Source organism: Wansuia hejianensis (assembly GCF_014337215.1).
In the GTDB taxonomy this organism is placed as follows: domain Bacteria; phylum Bacillota; class Clostridia; order Lachnospirales; family Lachnospiraceae; genus Scatomonas; species Scatomonas hejianensis.
On record NZ_CP060635.1, the window covers coordinates 985,579 to 1,002,252 of the forward strand.

The window sequence follows — 16,674 nt, forward strand, 5'->3', positions numbered from 1 at the left end:
AATGACTTTTGGTCAAAATTCTACGGATGTGTTATTGACTAAAGGTCATTTTTGCGCTACTATAAAAATGACTAATGGTCATATTTGGAATGACCATATAAAAAATGAAGAAAAGAGGAAGGAAGCAAAATGGAAAAACTGGGAAGGCAAATTGTAAAATTCCGGATTCCTATTTTCATTATCAGCATATTACTGCTGATACCTGCGGTTTTTGGGTACATAAACACCCGTGTCAATTATGATGTGCTGTATTATCTGCCGGATGATATTGAGACAATGAAGGGGCAGAATATCCTGATGGATGAATTCGGGACTGGAGCGTATTCCATGTTCGTCTGCGAGGGAATGAACAACAAAGACGTAGCTGCCCTGAAAGAGAAGATAGAAGCTGTAGAGCATGTGTCCCAGGTCGTATGGTATGACAGCTTTATGGACCTCAGCATCCCCATGGAAATGCTGCCGGAAGAGATACGAACGGCGTTTAACTCTGAGAATTCCACCATGATGTTTATCATCTTTGATTCCACGACTTCGTCCGACGAGACAATGGACGCCATAAACGCGATCCGCCGCCTGGCAGATAAACAGTGCTTCTTAAGCGGAATGTCAGCGATTGTCACTGACACAAGGAATCTGGCCGAGTCAGAGGTTACAATTTATGTGGTGATCGCAGTCATCCTCTCATCCATTGTCCTGGCCCTGACGATGGGGTCCTATCTGATTCCTGTACTGTTTCTTCTCAGTATCGGAATGGCAATCCTGTACAATATGGGAACCAACCTGTTCCTGGGAGAAATCTCTTATATCACTAAAGCACTGAGTGCAGTGCTGCAGCTGGGTGTGACGATGGACTACTCCATATTCCTGTGGCACAGCTACCAGGAACAACAGTCGTTCTATCCCGAAAACCACAAAGAAGCTATGGCGCAGGCCATCGCCGCTACGGTAAAGTCCGTGGTCGCCAGCTCTGTCACCACAATTGCCGGATTCATTGCACTCTGCTTTATGAGCTTTACCCTGGGGCTGGATCTGGGGATTGTGATGACAAAGGGCGTGATATTCGGCGTACTCTGCTGTGTGACAATCCTTCCGTCCATGATTATGATCTTTGACCGTGCGCTGGAAAAATCAAAGCACCGGCAGTTGATCCCCGATTTCCCCAGAGCTTCCGGTTTCGTGGTGAAGCATCATAAAGTATTTGCCGTATTATTCGTGGTACTGTTTATCCCCTTCGCCTATTTTCAGGCAAACACAGATGTGTACTACAATCTGGATTCTTCACTCCCGGAAGATCTGGAAAGTATCGTGGCAAATACAAAGCTCCAGGAGGAATATCATATGGGCGCCGCCCACATGATACTTCTGGACCAGAATATATCCGATAAGGGAAAATACGAGATGATTGATGAGATGGAGCAGGTGGACGGCGTAAAACAGGTACTGGGCCTGGAAAGTATCATAGGCCCTGCCTTTCCGCAGAGCATGATACCCCCGGATATCAAAGATATACTGGAAAGCGGCCAGTATGAGTTGATGCTGATCACCAATGAATACGCCACCGCATCGGATGAAGTCAACCGCCAGATAGAGGATCTGAATCAGGTGCTGAAAAAGTATGATCCCACAGGAATGCTGGTAGGCGAGGCCCCCTGTACCAAGGATCTGATTGATATTACGGCACATGATTTTAAAGTAGTGAGCGCAATCTCCATACTGGCCGTATTCTTCATCATTGCGCTCTCCTTCAAATCCATCTCCCTGCCGGTTATCCTGGTCATGGTGATAGAAGGCGCCATTTTCATCAATATGGGAATCCCCTATCTGACAGGAGCAAAGCTCCCGTTCATCGCGTCTATCGTAATAGGGACAATACAGCTGGGAGCTACTGTCGACTACGCGATCTTAATGACCAGCCGTTATGAAAAAGAACGCGGCTCCGGAAAGAACAAAAAAGAATCCATCCAGATCGCCCACAGCTCCAGCATGCGCTCCATCATGGTATCCGCCTTCAGCTTCTTCGCGGCAACCTTCGGGGTGGGGATGTATTCAAAGATCGATATGATCAGCTCCCTGTGCCTGTTGATGGCAAGAGGCGCGCTGATCAGCATGTGTGCGGTATTGCTATTCCTGCCGGCAATGTTCTGGATATTCGACGGGATAATATGCAGAACTAGCCTGAATTTCAAAATTCAAAAATAAATATCCCCTCACCGCCCAATCGGAAGTAAATTTGACTTTGGCAGGTTATTGAGGTAGAGTTGTCTTAAAAGAAAGCCAGACGGAGGGTTGTGAATATGGGTGAGTTTTGCGGGCTGGATTTTTGGGCAGATGAGACAGACAGGCGGATGAGGGCGCGGCTGGGGAATTTTGTTCCGGAGCGGGTGTTTGACGCTCATCTGCATATTTACGATTGTTCGCTCATGCCGAATGCCGGTCAGGAGGGGTCTGCTTTTTACAGGGCCGGACGGGTGTTTGGGGGACGGGAAGGGCTGGCGCTGGCAGGAACTGTGCTGGGAAACAGAGTCAGGCTGAACGCTAATTTTGTTTTGATGCCGGACGCTGCTATGGCGGATCTGTCAAATGGGCTGAGGGATGCAGCGACGCAGTTTCTGGCGAAGGAACTGGCCATTTTTCCAGAGTGCAGCGGGGAAGTAGTGGTTGTGCCGCAGGATACGGCGGAAACCATCGAAGCACAGCTCGTTCATCCACGGATCAGAGGCCTTAAGTGTTATCATACGCTGGCACAGGGGCGCCGGCACACGATGGATGCGCCGGTCTGGGAGTATCTTCCGGAGGGGGCCTGGGAGGCGGCGGAACGGAACAGGCTCGCCATAACACTGCATCTGGTGAAAGATGAGGCTCTGTCCGATCCGGATAATGCATCTTATCTGTTGGAGAAGTGCCGCCAATATCCCCATGCATCCCTGATCCTGGCCCACTGCGGCCGCGGATTTGCAGCCTGGACGGTGATGGACAGTGTGGCTGCGTTCCGGGAAATCCCGAATGTCTGGTTTGACCTGGCGGCGGTGTGCGAGCCTGCGCCGATTTTCACGGTCATTCAAGTGATGGGAGCAGAACGTGTGCTGTGGGGCAGCGACGCCCCCGTATCCGGACTGCGCGGCCGGTGTGTATCGGTTGGACGGGAATTCGTCTGGCTGGATCAGTCCGCCTGCCCGGGAATCCAGACGGCGCTGGTGGGAACAGAAGCTCTGTCGGCTTTTTATGATGCGGCGAATATGCTTGGACTGACGGAGGGAGAGATCAAAAACATCTTTTACGGCAACGCGCGGCGATTGTTTTTTCTGGACAAAGACGAATAAATCAGTTAAAATGCATAGTAGTGAAACCGTAACCCCAAAAGATTTCTTCTGGGGTTGCATTTTGTGTTTAAAAGAAAGGAAAACCTACATGTTCAATGAAATTAATCTGGATGAAATAGATCTCACGGAATCCCCGCCGTCGGAAGAGCCGCGCCGCCAATATTACTTCATGGCCAAATGCCGGGAGCTGGTCAGGAAGAAAAAGGAAGAGCTGGGCCGCCCTTTAAGCTTTTGTATCGAAACCTTTGGCTGTCAGATGAATGCCAGGGATTCCGAGAAGCTCCGGGGGATATTGGAAGAAATCGGTTACATAAAAAGCGACAGTGAATCGTCTGATTTTGTAATTTATAACACATGTACGGTCCGGGAGAATGCCAATCTCCGGGTATATGGCAGGCTGGGCTATCTCCATGCCCTGAAAAAGAAAAATCCCCACATGATGATCGGGCTCTGCGGCTGCATGATGCAGGAGCCGGAGGTGGTGGAAAAGCTGAAAAAGAGCTACCGTTTTGTAAACCTGATCTTTGGCACCCACAATATATACAAGCTGGCAGAGCTGGTCACGGAGGCGCTGGAGCAGGACGGAATGATCGTAGACATCTGGAAGGATACGGACCAGATCGTGGAGAATCTTCCGATTGACCGGAAGTATCCTTTTAAGTCGGGTGTCAATATCATGTTTGGCTGCAATAATTTCTGCAGCTATTGTATTGTACCCTACGTCCGGGGACGGGAGCGGAGCCGGCTTCCGGAAGAGATTCTGGAAGAGATCCGCAGGCTGGTGGACGACGGTGTGAAGGAAATCATGCTTTTGGGACAGAACGTTAATTCTTACGGCCGGAACCTGGCGCAGCCGTTGAGCTTTGCGGAGCTGCTGGAGCAGGCTGCCGGCATTGACGGGCTGGAACGCATCCGTTTCATGACCTCCCATCCCAAGGATTTATCAGAGGAACTGATCGAAGTTATGAGCAGATACCCTAAAATATGCCCCCACTTGCATCTCCCCGTACAGTCCGGCAGCACAGAGATTCTCAGACAGATGAACCGCCGTTATACCAAAGAATCCTATCTTGCCCTGGTTGACCGCATTCGGGCCTCCATACCGGACATCTCCCTGACGACAGATATTATTGTGGGTTTTCCGGGGGAGACGGAAGAGGATTTTATGGAAACGATGGATGTGGTGGAAAAGGTCCGTTATGACAGCGCCTTTACGTTTATTTACTCCAAACGGACCGGTACTCCTGCGGCGGCGATGGACAACCAGATACCGGAAGAAGTGGTAAAAGACCGGTTTGACCGCCTGCTGGCCAGAGTACAGGAGATCGCCAGAGAGCAGTCCTCACGCTTCGAGGGGCGAACCATGGACGTGCTGGTCGAAGCTGTCAATGAGCAGGATTCTTCCCTTGTAACCGGACGGCTGGCTAATAATCTGGTGGTCCATTTCCCGGGAGACGCCTCAATGATCGGAACGATTCTACCGGTTCATCTGGACTGCTGTAAGGGATTCTATTATATCGGAAGTACAGTCTGAAGCCGGGAGGCGGGACTGCTACCAACAGCGAATTTACAGAAAGAGGATAAATACGTGGCACTTTCACCAATGATGCAGCACTATGTTGCGACTAAAAAAGAGTATCCGGACTGTATTTTATTTTACCGCCTGGGCGACTTCTATGAAATGTTTTTCGAGGATGCGGTGACGGTTTCCAGGGAACTGGAGCTGACCCTGACCGGAAAGGACTGCGGCCTGGAGGAGCGCGCTCCCATGTGCGGGATTCCCTATCACGCGGCGGAGACCTACATCAATCGCCTGATTGAGCGCGGGCACAAGGTAGCCATCTGTGAGCAGGTGGAGGACCCGAAGCTGGCAAAGGGCATGGTGAAGCGGGAGGTCATCCGCGTGGTAACTCCAGGCACTGTTCTGGACATTCAGGGGCTGGATGAAACAAAGAATAACTATATTATGTGTATTGTCTGCACAGCAGACCGGTTTGGAATTTCATTAGCTGACATAACCACCGGCCAGTGTCTGGTGACTGAGGTGGATAAGGAGCGGAAGCTTCTGGACGAAATCTACAAGTTCATGCCTGCGGAAATCATCTGCAACCACGCGTTCCTGGTCTGCGGGGCTGATATTAATGACCTGCGGGAGCGTCTTCACATTACGGTATACGGGCTGGAGGACTGGTACTTTGATGACAGCACCTGCCGGAAGACGCTGGAAAAGCATTTTCACTGTAAAACGCTGAAGGGGCTGGGGCTGGACGATTTCAGCTGCGGGACGATCGCCGCGGGGGCTCTGTTCCAGTATCTCTATGAGACACAGAAGTCCAATATGGGGCAGATGACCAGCATCACCCCATATTTTTCTGACAGATTCATGCTGCTGGACAGCTCTACCAGAAGGAATCTGGAGCTGGTGGAGACGCTGCGGGAGAAGCAGAAGCGGGGTTCGCTCCTGTGGGTGCTGGATAAGACTAAGACGGCCATGGGCGCCCGAATGCTGCGCAGCTTCGTGGAACAGCCGCTCATCGACCAGGAGGAGATAGACCGCCGTCTGGAGGCGGTGGAAGAGCTGAACGGCCAGCCCATGATCCGCGACGAAATCCGGGAATACCTTCAGCCGGTCTACGATCTGGAACGGCTCGTCAGCCGGATCACCTACCAGTCCGCCAATCCGCGGGATCTGGTGGCATTTAAGACATCCCTTCAGATGCTCCCCTATATCAAACAGCTTTTGAATTCCTTCCAGGGATCTCTGCTGCAAAAGGTCCAGGAGGATCTGGATTCACTGGAGGATCTCTATCAGCTGGTGGAAGAGTCCATCATCGACGATCCGCCTCTGGCCATGAAAGAGGGCGGGATTTTGAAAGACGGCTATCACGAGATGGTCGACCATTTCCGGGAAGCCAAGAATAAAGGAAAACAGTGGCTCAGCGAGCTGGAGAGTGAAGAGCGTGAAAAGACAGGGATCCGAAACCTGAAGGTGAAGTACAATAAGGTATTCGGATATTATCTGGAGGTCACAAATTCCTTCAAAAATCTCGTTCCTGCGCATTACACCAGGAAGCAGACGCTGGCAAACGCGGAGCGCTATACAACAGACCGTCTGAAGGAGCTGGAAGAAGAGATTCTGGGGGCGGAAGACAAACTGTCCTCACTGGAATATGAGCTGTTCTGTACGGTCAGGGATACAATTGCGGGAGAGGTGGTCCGGATACAGAAGACGGCGCGGGCCATTGCCGCCCTGGATGTGTTCGCATCCTTTTCCTGCGTGGCGCAGAAAAACCGTTTTGTGCGTCCGAAGCTGAATCAGAAGGGGAAAATTGACATCCATGACGGCCGTCATCCGGTAGTCGAACAGATGATTCCCAATGATATGTTCATCGCCAATGATACCTATCTGGACAATGGAGATCACCGTATTTCCGTGATAACCGGACCCAATATGGCAGGAAAATCTACTTATATGCGTCAGACGGCGCTGATCGTCCTGATGGCGCAGATCGGTTCCTTTGTCCCGGCAGCATCTGCGAATATCGGAATCGTGGACCGGATCTTTACCAGGGTCGGCGCTTCCGACGATCTGGCCAGCGGACAGAGCACCTTTATGGTGGAGATGACCGAGGTGGCCAACATCCTCAGGAATGCCACTTCCGACAGCCTTCTGATCCTGGATGAGATCGGAAGGGGTACCAGCACCTTTGACGGGCTTTCCATCGCCTGGGCAGTCATCGAACATATCGCAGACACTCGCATTCTGGGGGCAAAGACACTGTTCGCAACCCATTATCACGAACTGACAGAGCTGGAAGGCAAGCTGCCGGGGGTACATAATTACTGCATCGCCGTGAAGGAAAAGGGCGACGATATCGTATTCCTGAGAAAAATCGTACAGGGCGGGGCAGACAAAAGCTATGGAATCCAGGTGGCCCGCCTGGCGGGAGTCCCTGAATCCGTACTTGCCAGGGCCAAGGAACTGGTAGCCGAGCTCACAGACGCGGATATCACCGCAACGGTGAAGGATCTGGCCGGGCTGAAGAAGCCAAAGTCGAAGAGCGCCCACTATGATGAAGTGGATATGACGCAGATGTCCCTGTTCGATACGGTTAAGGACAATGATATCATCGATGAGCTGAAAGACATGGACATTTCTAATATGACGCCTCTGGATGCGCTGAACACACTCTACCGGCTACAGAACAAGATCAAGAACCGGTGGTAAAGGGCCGCAGAGATTGGGTCACTGGAGGAAGCTATGAGAGCGATAGAAATACTGGATCAGAAAACGATAGACAAAATTGCCGCCGGGGAAGTGGTCGAGCGTCCCGCTTCGGTGGTCAAGGAGCTGGTGGAAAATGCCATTGACGCCAGAGCAACGGCAATTACGGTAGAGATCAAGGAAGGTGGAATATCCTTCATACGGATCACGGATAACGGGTGCGGAATCACGAAGGATCAGGTCCGTCTGGCATTTCTGCGCCATGCAACCAGCAAGATCCGGAATGTGGAGGACCTGGTGCAGATCGCATCCCTGGGGTTCAGGGGCGAGGCTCTGTCCAGCATTTCGGCCGTCTCACAGGTGGAGCTCATCACCAAGACCCCTGAATCATTGACCGGAGTCCGCTACTGCATAGAAGGCGGTACAGAGAAAGAGCTGGAGGAAATCGGCGCCCCTTCCGGCACCACATTTCTGGTCCATCACCTGTTCTACAATACCCCGGCGAGGGCTAAGTTCCTGAAATCCGCCACGGCAGAAGGGAACAGTGTCAGCACCGTCGTTGAACAGCTGGCGCTGTCTCATCCGGAAATTTCTTTTAAGTACATCCAGAATGGACAGAATAAACTGTACACCAGCGGCAACGGGAATCTGAAGGAAATCGTCTACCAGATTTACGGAAGAGATCTGACCCGGGAATTGATCGCCGTAGAGGCAGAGACGCCGCTCATGAAAATCAGCGGTTTTATAGGCAATCCCTCAGTTGCCAGAGGAAACCGGAATTTTGAAAATTACTTCGTCAACGGCCGGTATGTGAAAAGCAAACTGCTGGCCCGCGCCATAGAAGACGCCTATCACGGATTCATGATGCAGCACAGATATCCGTTCACCTTGCTGTATCTGGAAATTGACGGGGAAAAGGTGGATGTAAACGTCCATCCTTCAAAAATGGAGCTGCGCTTTTCCAACCAGGAGGAGCTTTACCATCAGCTCTGCCTGGCGCTGCAGAACGCTCTTCTGGCGAGAGAACGGATACCTGAGGTATCCCTGGAAAAGGAAGAATCTTCCGCTCAAAGAACCAGACGTGATACGGAGCCAAATCGTGAACAGGCCCCGGAACCCTTTGAACGGATGAGAAGAAACCTTTCGACAGCGGTTCCACAGCTGCCAGGCAGGAGGCCGGAGCATGTTGCTGTTCCGGACGCCCGTGAGAGCATAAAAGGCGCTGACGGATACCTCCGGAGAGAGCCGGCCGCCCCGGAACCCGGGGCCCTGGCGGAGACGTCCGCTCTTTACAAAGCCGGGAACAGGATCGCTTCCATTGCCCACGGAGCAGCTGGTGTTCCTGAAGCGTTCAAAGCTTCCGGAACGTCCGGAAACTCTGCATTAACTGCTGAGAAAACAGGCGCGTCTGACGGTAGACCGATCAAAGAACCGGCGGCGGCTTCTCCTGCACCTGCGCAGGAAATGTATTCAGCCGGAAGCACCGGTTCATCTGTAAAGGCCGCTCACGCTGCACCGCACGATGAGTCCGAGGTCCCGGAGGGAAAGCAGATAGAGCTGTTTTCAGACCGGCTGCTGTCAGCAGAAGCCAGGAAAAACCACCGGATCATCGGGCAGCTATTCGATACCTACTGGCTGGTGGAATATCAGCATTCTCTCTACATCATTGACCAGCATGCGGCGCATGAAAAAGTACTATATGAACGTATGATGAAAGAATATCACGAGAAGCAGATCACTTCTCAGATGCTCTGCCCGCCAATGGTAATCAGCTTGTCCGCCAGGGAACAGGAGCTTCTGAAGCGGTATCTGGAAGATTTCAGGAAATTCGGCTATGAAATTGAGGAATTCGGAGGAAAAGAGTATAAAATCTGCGCGGTCCCGGCCAACCTTTACCGGGTGAAGGCAGATCAGCTGTTCACAGAGATTCTTGACCGGCTGGAGGAGCTGGGAGAGCAGTCTCCCGATCTGATTCTGGAACGTTTGGCCTCTATGTCCTGCAAAGCAGCGGTCAAGGGGAATCAATCCTTGTCCAGACAGGAGGCAGAAAGTCTGATTGACGAACTGTTAAGTCTTGAGAACCCTTATAACTGTCCTCATGGAAGGCCGACGATCATTTCAATGTCCAGATATGAACTGGACAAAAAATTCAAACGGATTTTGTAGGTGAGAAATTTGCGAAAACCATGTATTGTTCTTACAGGGCCCACTGCGGTGGGCAAGACGAAATTATCCCTTTCGCTGGCAAAGGCGCTGAACGGTTCCATCATTTCCGCTGATTCCATGCAGGTCTATAAGCACATGGATATCGGCTCCGCCAAGATCTGCCCTGAAGAGATGGAAGGGGTCCCCCATTATCTGATCGACGTGCTGGAACCGGAGGCCGATTTTAATGTGGTTTTATTCCAGCAGATGGCGAAAAGCGCCATGAAAGAAATCTACGGGGCCGGAAGAATTCCCATCGTGACGGGAGGAACTGGCTTTTATATACAGGCACTTTTAAAAGAAGTGGATTTCAGCGAAAGCGGCGGCGTATCCCCGTTCAGGGAAAGGCTGGAGGCTGAGGCTGCGGAAAAAGGCCCGGAATATCTCCACGGACTCCTGGCTGAGAGAGATCCTCAGGCCGCGCGGGAGATCCATCCTCACAACCTGAAGAGAGTGATCCGCGCCCTGGAATACTATGAAGAGACAGGGCGGCAGATTTCCGGGCACAATGAGATTCAGCGTGAAAAGGAATCTCCCTATTGTTATGCGTATTTTGTGCTGAATGACGACAGGGACAGGCTATACCGCCAGATCGACAGACGGGTGGATCAGATGATGAAGGCAGGGCTTCTGGAAGAAGTGAGAAGTTTGTATGACAGAGGGCTGACAGAGGAAAACGTCTCCATGAAGGGCCTCGGCTACAAGGAACTCTTTCCCTTTCTTCGTGGGGAAATCACGCTGGAAGAAGCAGTACGCGTAATCAAACGGGATACCAGGCATTTTGCCAAACGGCAGCTCACTTGGTTCCGGAGAGAAAAAGAAGTAATCTGGCTGAATAAGCCGGAATTTTCATATGATGAGCAGGCTATACTGGACTATATGCTGGACTTGTGGCAGAAAAAGCTTAGAGAGGAAGAACAGAGAAAATGATCAATCAGAAGGCAGAGATGTATGAAAAAATAGGAATCAGCAGAGAAGTATGGGAGTACGGAGAGCATACGGCAGAACGTCTAAGCAGCCGTTTTCAGCAGATTGATGAGACCGCCGAGTACAACCAGCTGAAGGTGATCCGCGCCATGCAGGAAAACCGCGTGAGTGAAGCCTGCCTCTATGCCTCCAGCGGCTACGGCTACAATGACATCGGGCGCGACACCCTGGAAAAGGTATACGCGTCAGCCTTTAGCACAGAGGATGCCCTTGTGCGCCCCCAGATCGCCTGCGGAACCCACGCGCTGGCAGTGGCGCTGTCCGGAAACCTGCGCCCCGGCGACGAACTGCTTTCTCCGGTGGGTAAGCCCTACGACACACTGGAAGAGGTCATAGGCATCCGTCCCTCCAATGGTTCGCTGGCAGAATACGGAGTCTCTTACCGCCAGGTTGATCTTTTGCCTGACGGTTCCTTCGACTATGAAGGAATCCGGAAAGCAGTCAATGATAAGACAAAGCTGGTCACCATCCAGCGTTCAAAGGGCTATCAGACCCGGCCGACACTGTCTGTACAGCGGATCGGTGAGCTGATCCGTTTTATAAAAAGTATCCGGCCTGATCTGATCTGTATGGTAGATAATTGTTATGGGGAATTCGTAGAAGAGCAGGAGCCGTCCGAGGTGGGTGCAGATCTGATGGTCGGCTCCCTGATTAAGAATCCGGGCGGCGGGCTGGCTCCCATCGGCGGATATATTGCCGGCAGAAGAGAGTATGTGGAAAACGCCGCTTACCGCCTGACCTCGCCGGGGCTGGGCAAAGAGGTGGGTGCTACTCTGGGTGTAAACCAATCCTTTTATCAGGGCTTTTTCCTAGCTCCGTCTGTGACGGCCGCGGCGTTGAAGGGAGCGGTTTTTGCAGCGAATATTTATGAACGGCTGGGCTTCCCGGTCCTTCCGGACGGAAAGGAGAGCCGCCACGACATTATCCAGGCGGTGACCCTGGGAAGTCCGGAGGCGGTCATCGCCTTCTGCCGGGGCATCCAGGCAGCCGCCCCTGTAGACAGCTATGTAGCCCCGGAGCCGTGGGCCATGCCGGGCTATGATTCGGACGTAATCATGGCGGCGGGCGCCTTTGTCCAGGGTTCTTCCATCGAGCTGAGCGCCGACGGCCCCATTAAGCCGCCTTATGCAGTCTATTTCCAGGGCGGCCTGACCTGGGCACACGCGAAGCTGGGCATCCTGATGAGCCTGCAAAAGCTCTGGGAGGCGAATTTAGTGGTTCTTCCCTGAAAGGGAGAAAGGAAATACCATGAAGAAACGGATTGTCATCATCGGCGGCGGCGCATCCGGCCTGATGGCCGCCATACAGGCGGCAAGGGGCGGCGCGTCAGTCACTCTGCTGGAAAGGAATGAAAAGCCGGGGAAGAAATTACTGGCCACTGGCAACGGCCGGTGTAACCTGACGAACCTTCTACAGAAGGAGTCCTGTTATCACGGAGATCAGCGGGAGTTCGCCTGGAAGGTTATCGGCGGTTTTCCGGCGGACCGGACGATCGCATTCTTTTCCTCTCTGGGCATCTATACAAAGAATAGGGACGGCTGGATCTATCCTAACAGCGACCAAGCAGCCAGCGTCCTGCAGGTGCTTTTGATGGAGGCTTCCAGCCTGAAGGTGAAGATGAAAACCAGAGAAGCTGTGAGATCGGTTAAAAAAGTGGGCTGTACGTTTCTTACCGAAACAGAAACCTGGAAATACGAATCGGATGCAGTCATCGTAGCCTGCGGAAGTCCCGCCTCTTCCATCGAGGGGGCTTCAGACACAGCCTGTGCCATAGCGGAGAGCTTCGGCCATACAGTCATTCCCTTCCGCCCCGCTCTGGTCCCGCTGAGAGGGCAGGGGAGCTGGTTTTCCAAATGGGCCGGCGTCCGTATATCCGCTTCTGCGACACTGATATTGGCAGGGGCAGACGCCCGGACAGAAACGGGAGAGATTCAGCTGACAGATTATGGTATATCGGGAATCCCTGTTTTCCAGCTGAGCAGATTTGCGGTCAGAGCGCTGGACGAAGGGTGCAGCGTTCTGGTACGCCTGGACTTTCTGCCCGGTTATGAACGGGAGAATTTGCACACTTATCTGGAATGGCGCAGGGAGCAATGCCCCTATAAAACGCTCCAGCAATCGCTGATCGGGCTGGTTCCCGACAGGCTGATTCCGCTGGTGGCCTCTGCTGAAGCGGATATTCCACAGACCGTATCCTTTTTGAAGGGATTTCCCGTTGGAATCCGGGGAGCCGCGTCCCTGGCCCAGGCACAGGTCTGTTCCGGAGGCGTCAGCACCGCAGAATTAACGGAGCATCTGGAATCCATGAAGATACCCGGCCTCTATTTCGTGGGAGAAGCGGTGGATGTGGACGGTTCCTGCGGCGGTTATAATCTGCAGTGGGCCTGGTCCAGCGGAGCGGCGGCAGGTATTCACAGCAGGGAATAAGCTGTCAGGCCGCAGTGATGTGGGGCTTTATGAATACAATGCCTGATTGGAGGAAGTATGATACAGATCACACAGTTGAAAATGCCTGTCTTGCATACGAGGGAGGAGCTGGAGGCGCAGATCGCAGGGGTTCTGAGAGTCCGTCCGGAGGAAATTAAAGGCTGGAAGATTGCCCGCAGGTCCATAGATGCCAGAAAAAGAGAAGATCTTAAAATGGTATATACGATTTATGCAGAAATCACTGCTGAGAAAAAAATCCTCGCTAAGGGTAAACATAAAAATATTATGTCTATCCATCCGGAGCGGTATCATTTTCCAATGCCCGGTGATGAGAAACTTCTTTACCCGCCGGTCATAGTGGGCAGCGGCCCGGCAGGGCTGTTCTGTGGATATATGCTGGCCCGTCAGGGCTACCGGCCCGTAATTCTGGAGCAGGGAGACCCCGCCGCGATCCGCCGCGAGAAGGTGGAAGCCTTCTGGAAGGGCGGACGCCTGGACCCGGACAGCAATATACAGTTCGGAGAAGGCGGGGCCGGAACCTTCTCTGACGGGAAGCTGAACACCGGAGTAAAGGATAAAAACGGACGGAACCAGGAAGTTCTGAGGATCTTTGTGGAAGCCGGAGCGCCCGAAGAAATCCTCTATGACGCCCGCCCGCATCTGGGGACAGACCTTCTGCTAAAAATCGTAGAGCATATGAGGAATCAGATACTGGAAATGGGCGGAGAGGTGCGTTTCCGTGCAAAGGCCGTCCGTCTCGTCACAGAGGGAGATAAGGTGAAGGGAGTAAGGCTGCAGGACGGTGAAACGATACCCGCCCAGGCAGTAGTGCTGGCTATCGGCCACAGTGCCCGGGACACCTTTTCCATGCTGTATGAGCAGGGCCTTAAAATGCAGCCAAAGTCTTTCGCCGTAGGAGTACGGGTGGAACACCCCCAGCAGATGATCACCGACAGCCAATACGGCCCGGATGCGCCGGAGATTCTCGGCGCCGCCAGCTACCGGCTGGCCCACACCCTGAAAAACGGGCGGGGAATCTATTCCTTCTGCATGTGCCCGGGCGGCTATGTGGTCAACGCCTCTTCGGAGCAGGGACTTTTGGCTGTCAATGGAATGAGCTATCACGCCCGGGATTCCCGTAACGCAAACAGTGCGATCGTCGTGACCGTAGGCCCTTCAGATTTTTCCGGCTGCCATGCGGAGGGAACCCCCTCCGTTCTGGATGGCCTGGCCTTTCAGCGGCGTCTGGAACGGGAGGCCTTTCTATGCGGAGGCGGGGCCATTCCGGTCCAGCGCTTTGAAGATTTCTGCCGGAACCGCCCGGGCGGACCGGGAAGTTATGAGCCGTGCATGAAAGGCCGCTACGAATATGCCAATGTCCGGAGCATCTTCCCGGAATTTCTGGCCGTTTCCCTGGAACAGGGCATTACAGCTCTGAACAGGAAGCTTCCGGGCTTCTCCCTTCCTGATACGCTGCTGTCGGGCGTGGAGAGCAGGACGTCTTCCCCTGTGAGAATCTGCAGGGACGATCTGCTGGAAAGTAACGTCAGGGGCATCTATCCCTGCGGGGAAGGGGCCGGCTATGCGGGGGGCATCACCTCGGCTGCCATGGACGGGCTGCGGGTGGCAGAGGCCATCGGGAAAAAATATATGAATATTTTATGAAGTCATATACTTTGTTTTCGTTTTGTGCTAGAATAAAAATTGACTTTTTGAGTTTGCCATCTGGTTCTCTGTCTGGAAGAGAGTAGATCGGAGCGACCATGGAGAAACTAATTACCATGAAGACATTACCGGCGGAAGAACAGCCGTATGAAAAGTGTGTGGACCAGGGTCCGGAGGTTTTAAGTGACGCAGAATTGCTTTCAGTGATCCTGCGGTGCGGATCTCAGGGATGCACTTCTCTGCAGCTGGCGAAGGAAGTTCTGAAGCTCTGCCGGTTTGAAGAGGGACTTACCGGCATTCATCATCTGTCGCTGCAGCAGCTGCAGGAATTGAAGGGGATCGGACAGGTGAAGGCGGTGCAGATAAAATGTATTGGGGAGCTGTCCAAGCGGATCGCTAAAACCGAGGCCAAAAGGGTCCTGGATTTTAAGGAGCCGGAATCTATCGCGCATTATTATATGGAGACTCTTCGCCATGAAGAGCAGGAGCATGTGATATGCATGATGCTGGACACGAAGAATCATTTTCTGGGAGATATCTGTCTGACCAAAGGGACGGTGAACACATCTCTGATATCCCCCAGGGAGTTGTTTTTGGAGGCTCTTGCTTTCCATGCGGTTCATTTAATACTGGTCCATAATCATCCGAGCGGAGATCCTTCTCCCAGCGCTGAAGATATCCAGGTGACCAGGCGGATCGCCAGAGCAGGAGCTTTGTTGGGGATTACCCTGCTGGATCATATCGTGATTGGCGGACAGAATTATGTGAGCCTGTTTGAGGCGGGGATATTTAATGAACGGTAATCCAAAGAGGGGATTTGGTACGAATGCTGTTTCAACGAGTTTACGGCATAGATTTGGGCACCAGCAATGTTAAAATCTATGATCAGAAGAAGGATACAATCACAAAAGAAAAAAACATGATAGCAGTGCGCGATAAAGATACGGTCTTTGCTGTGGGTAATGAAGCCTATGAGATGTTCGAGAAATCACCGGAGAACATTGATGTGGTGACTCCCATGTCCAATGGCCGTATTAGTGATGTCATGCTGGTAGAAGCGATTCTGCACACTTTACTCGCCCGCTGCCATACATTTATGGGTTATCATCCGACTCTGTATTTCTCTGTTCCCATGGATATGACCGAGATCGAAAAGAGAGCCTATTATTCCATCGCCCACAGGGGCAAGCTGAAAAAATGCCGGGTTTTTCTGGTGGAGAAGCCGATTGCCGACGCCCTGGCACTGGGAATACCCATCCACAGAACCCGGGGGTCCATGATCGCCAACATCGGCGCACAGAGCACGGAGCTCTCCGTGATTGCGGATGAGCGTGTGATCATCAGCAAGATCTTCCCGATTGGCGGGAAGCAGTTCAACGCGGCAATAGCTGCCGGCGTCAGAAGGAAGAACAGTTTCCAGATCAGCCGGAAGACTGCCAAGCGTCTGAAGATCTCTCTGACTGATCTGGCCGCTGAGAAGCAGGAGGGACGCAAGGTGATGGGCATTGATACAGTAACCGGGCTTCCCAGGGACGGAATTGTAACCTCCTACACTGTGACGGCCACCGTGAGAGAGCAGGTGATCAGGATTGCAGATGAGATCAGAAAATTCCTGGAACGCACGCCTCCCCAGGTGCGGGCAAATATCATGTCCGAGGGAATCTATCTGACGGGAGGCAGCACACAGCTTCCCGGGCTGGACCGTTTTCTAAGCGGTTACCTGGGATGCCCGGTTCAGCTGTCTCAGTATTTTGACCTGTGCACAATCTGCGGGCTGAAGGAACTGATCAACCATCCGGCACTGCATCGCTGGGCTTTTACTCCGAAAAAACGACATTATTGACA

Annotated in this window: 11 protein-coding genes; all 11 read left to right on the forward strand. The window is 52.6% G+C overall.

The genetic code is table 11. The features are described from left to right. Positions 1–129 precede the first annotated feature (129 nt). The 11 genes from H9Q79_RS04515 (at position 130) to H9Q79_RS04565 (ending at position 16,672) form a co-directional block, all read left to right on the forward strand. The gene (locus H9Q79_RS04515) at positions 130–2,199 is read left to right on the forward strand and encodes an efflux RND transporter permease subunit (protein ID WP_118644570.1); all 2,070 of its coding nucleotides are present in this window, start codon (positions 130–132) and stop codon (positions 2,197–2,199) included. Positions 2,200–2,294: 95 nt separating this feature from the next. Beyond that, positions 2,295–3,320 carry an amidohydrolase family protein gene (locus tag H9Q79_RS04520; RefSeq protein WP_118644568.1) on the forward strand — a complete coding sequence of 342 codons (1,026 nt, stop codon included), beginning with the start codon at positions 2,295–2,297 and terminating at the stop codon, positions 3,318–3,320. An 88-nt stretch (positions 3,321–3,408) separates the two neighbouring features. Then, a complete protein-coding gene (gene miaB / locus H9Q79_RS04525; protein ID WP_118644566.1) occupies positions 3,409–4,854 on the forward strand; it encodes a tRNA (N6-isopentenyl adenosine(37)-C2)-methylthiotransferase MiaB in 1,446 nt (481 codons plus the stop codon). A gap of 69 nt (positions 4,855–4,923) precedes the next feature. Then, positions 4,924–7,548: a DNA mismatch repair protein MutS gene (gene mutS, locus H9Q79_RS04530; protein WP_249329690.1), complete on the forward strand. Its 2,625-nt coding sequence runs from the start codon at positions 4,924–4,926 to the stop codon at positions 7,546–7,548. 33 nt (positions 7,549–7,581) lie between these two features. Next, positions 7,582–9,711 carry a DNA mismatch repair endonuclease MutL gene (mutL, locus tag H9Q79_RS04535; RefSeq protein ID WP_249329281.1) on the forward strand — a complete coding sequence of 710 codons (2,130 nt, stop codon included), beginning with the start codon at positions 7,582–7,584 and terminating at the stop codon, positions 9,709–9,711. Between the two features lie 9 nt (positions 9,712–9,720). Continuing rightward, on the forward strand, positions 9,721–10,680 hold the full coding sequence (gene miaA / locus H9Q79_RS04540) for a tRNA (adenosine(37)-N6)-dimethylallyltransferase MiaA (protein ID WP_118644590.1): 960 nt from the start codon (positions 9,721–9,723) through the stop codon (positions 10,678–10,680). Next, complete coding sequence (locus H9Q79_RS04545) at positions 10,677–11,966, forward strand: methionine gamma-lyase family protein (RefSeq protein WP_118644562.1); 1,290 nt, start codon at positions 10,677–10,679, stop codon at positions 11,964–11,966. Before miaA ends, H9Q79_RS04545 begins: the two co-directional genes overlap by 4 nt. A gap of 19 nt (positions 11,967–11,985) precedes the next feature. Further along, complete coding sequence (locus H9Q79_RS04550; RefSeq protein WP_118644560.1) at positions 11,986–13,164, forward strand: BaiN/RdsA family NAD(P)/FAD-dependent oxidoreductase; 1,179 nt, start codon at positions 11,986–11,988, stop codon at positions 13,162–13,164. 57 nt (positions 13,165–13,221) lie between these two features. Continuing rightward, the gene (locus tag H9Q79_RS04555; protein ID WP_249329282.1) at positions 13,222–14,829 is read left to right on the forward strand and encodes an NAD(P)/FAD-dependent oxidoreductase; all 1,608 of its coding nucleotides are present in this window, start codon (positions 13,222–13,224) and stop codon (positions 14,827–14,829) included. 116 nt (positions 14,830–14,945) lie between these two features. Further along, positions 14,946–15,632, forward strand: coding sequence for a RadC family protein (gene radC, locus H9Q79_RS04560; RefSeq protein ID WP_249329283.1), 687 nt, complete (start codon positions 14,946–14,948; stop codon positions 15,630–15,632). Between the two features lie 23 nt (positions 15,633–15,655). Then, the gene (locus H9Q79_RS04565; RefSeq protein ID WP_118644556.1) at positions 15,656–16,672 is read left to right on the forward strand and encodes a rod shape-determining protein; all 1,017 of its coding nucleotides are present in this window, start codon (positions 15,656–15,658) and stop codon (positions 16,670–16,672) included. Positions 16,673–16,674 lie beyond the last annotated feature (2 nt).

Bases quoted from the DNA above. Each gene is read 5' to 3' on its own strand.
- H9Q79_RS04515 (WP_118644570.1), top strand. From the start codon at position 130: ATGGAAAAACTGGGAAGGCAAATTGTAAAATTCCGGATTCCTATTTTC.
- H9Q79_RS04520 (WP_118644568.1), top strand. From the start codon at position 2,295: ATGGGTGAGTTTTGCGGGCTGGATTTTTGGGCAGATGAGACAGACAGG.
- miaB (WP_118644566.1), top strand. From the start codon at position 3,409: ATGTTCAATGAAATTAATCTGGATGAAATAGATCTCACGGAATCCCCG.
- mutS (WP_249329690.1), top strand. From the start codon at position 4,924: ATGATGCAGCACTATGTTGCGACTAAAAAAGAGTATCCGGACTGTATT.
- mutL (WP_249329281.1), top strand. From the start codon at position 7,582: ATGAGAGCGATAGAAATACTGGATCAGAAAACGATAGACAAAATTGCC.
- H9Q79_RS04545 (WP_118644562.1), top strand. From the start codon at position 10,677: ATGATCAATCAGAAGGCAGAGATGTATGAAAAAATAGGAATCAGCAGA.
- H9Q79_RS04550 (WP_118644560.1), top strand. From the start codon at position 11,986: ATGAAGAAACGGATTGTCATCATCGGCGGCGGCGCATCCGGCCTGATG.
- H9Q79_RS04555 (WP_249329282.1), top strand. From the start codon at position 13,222: ATGATACAGATCACACAGTTGAAAATGCCTGTCTTGCATACGAGGGAG.
- radC (WP_249329283.1), top strand. From the start codon at position 14,946: ATGAAGACATTACCGGCGGAAGAACAGCCGTATGAAAAGTGTGTGGAC.
- H9Q79_RS04565 (WP_118644556.1), top strand. From the start codon at position 15,656: ATGCTGTTTCAACGAGTTTACGGCATAGATTTGGGCACCAGCAATGTT.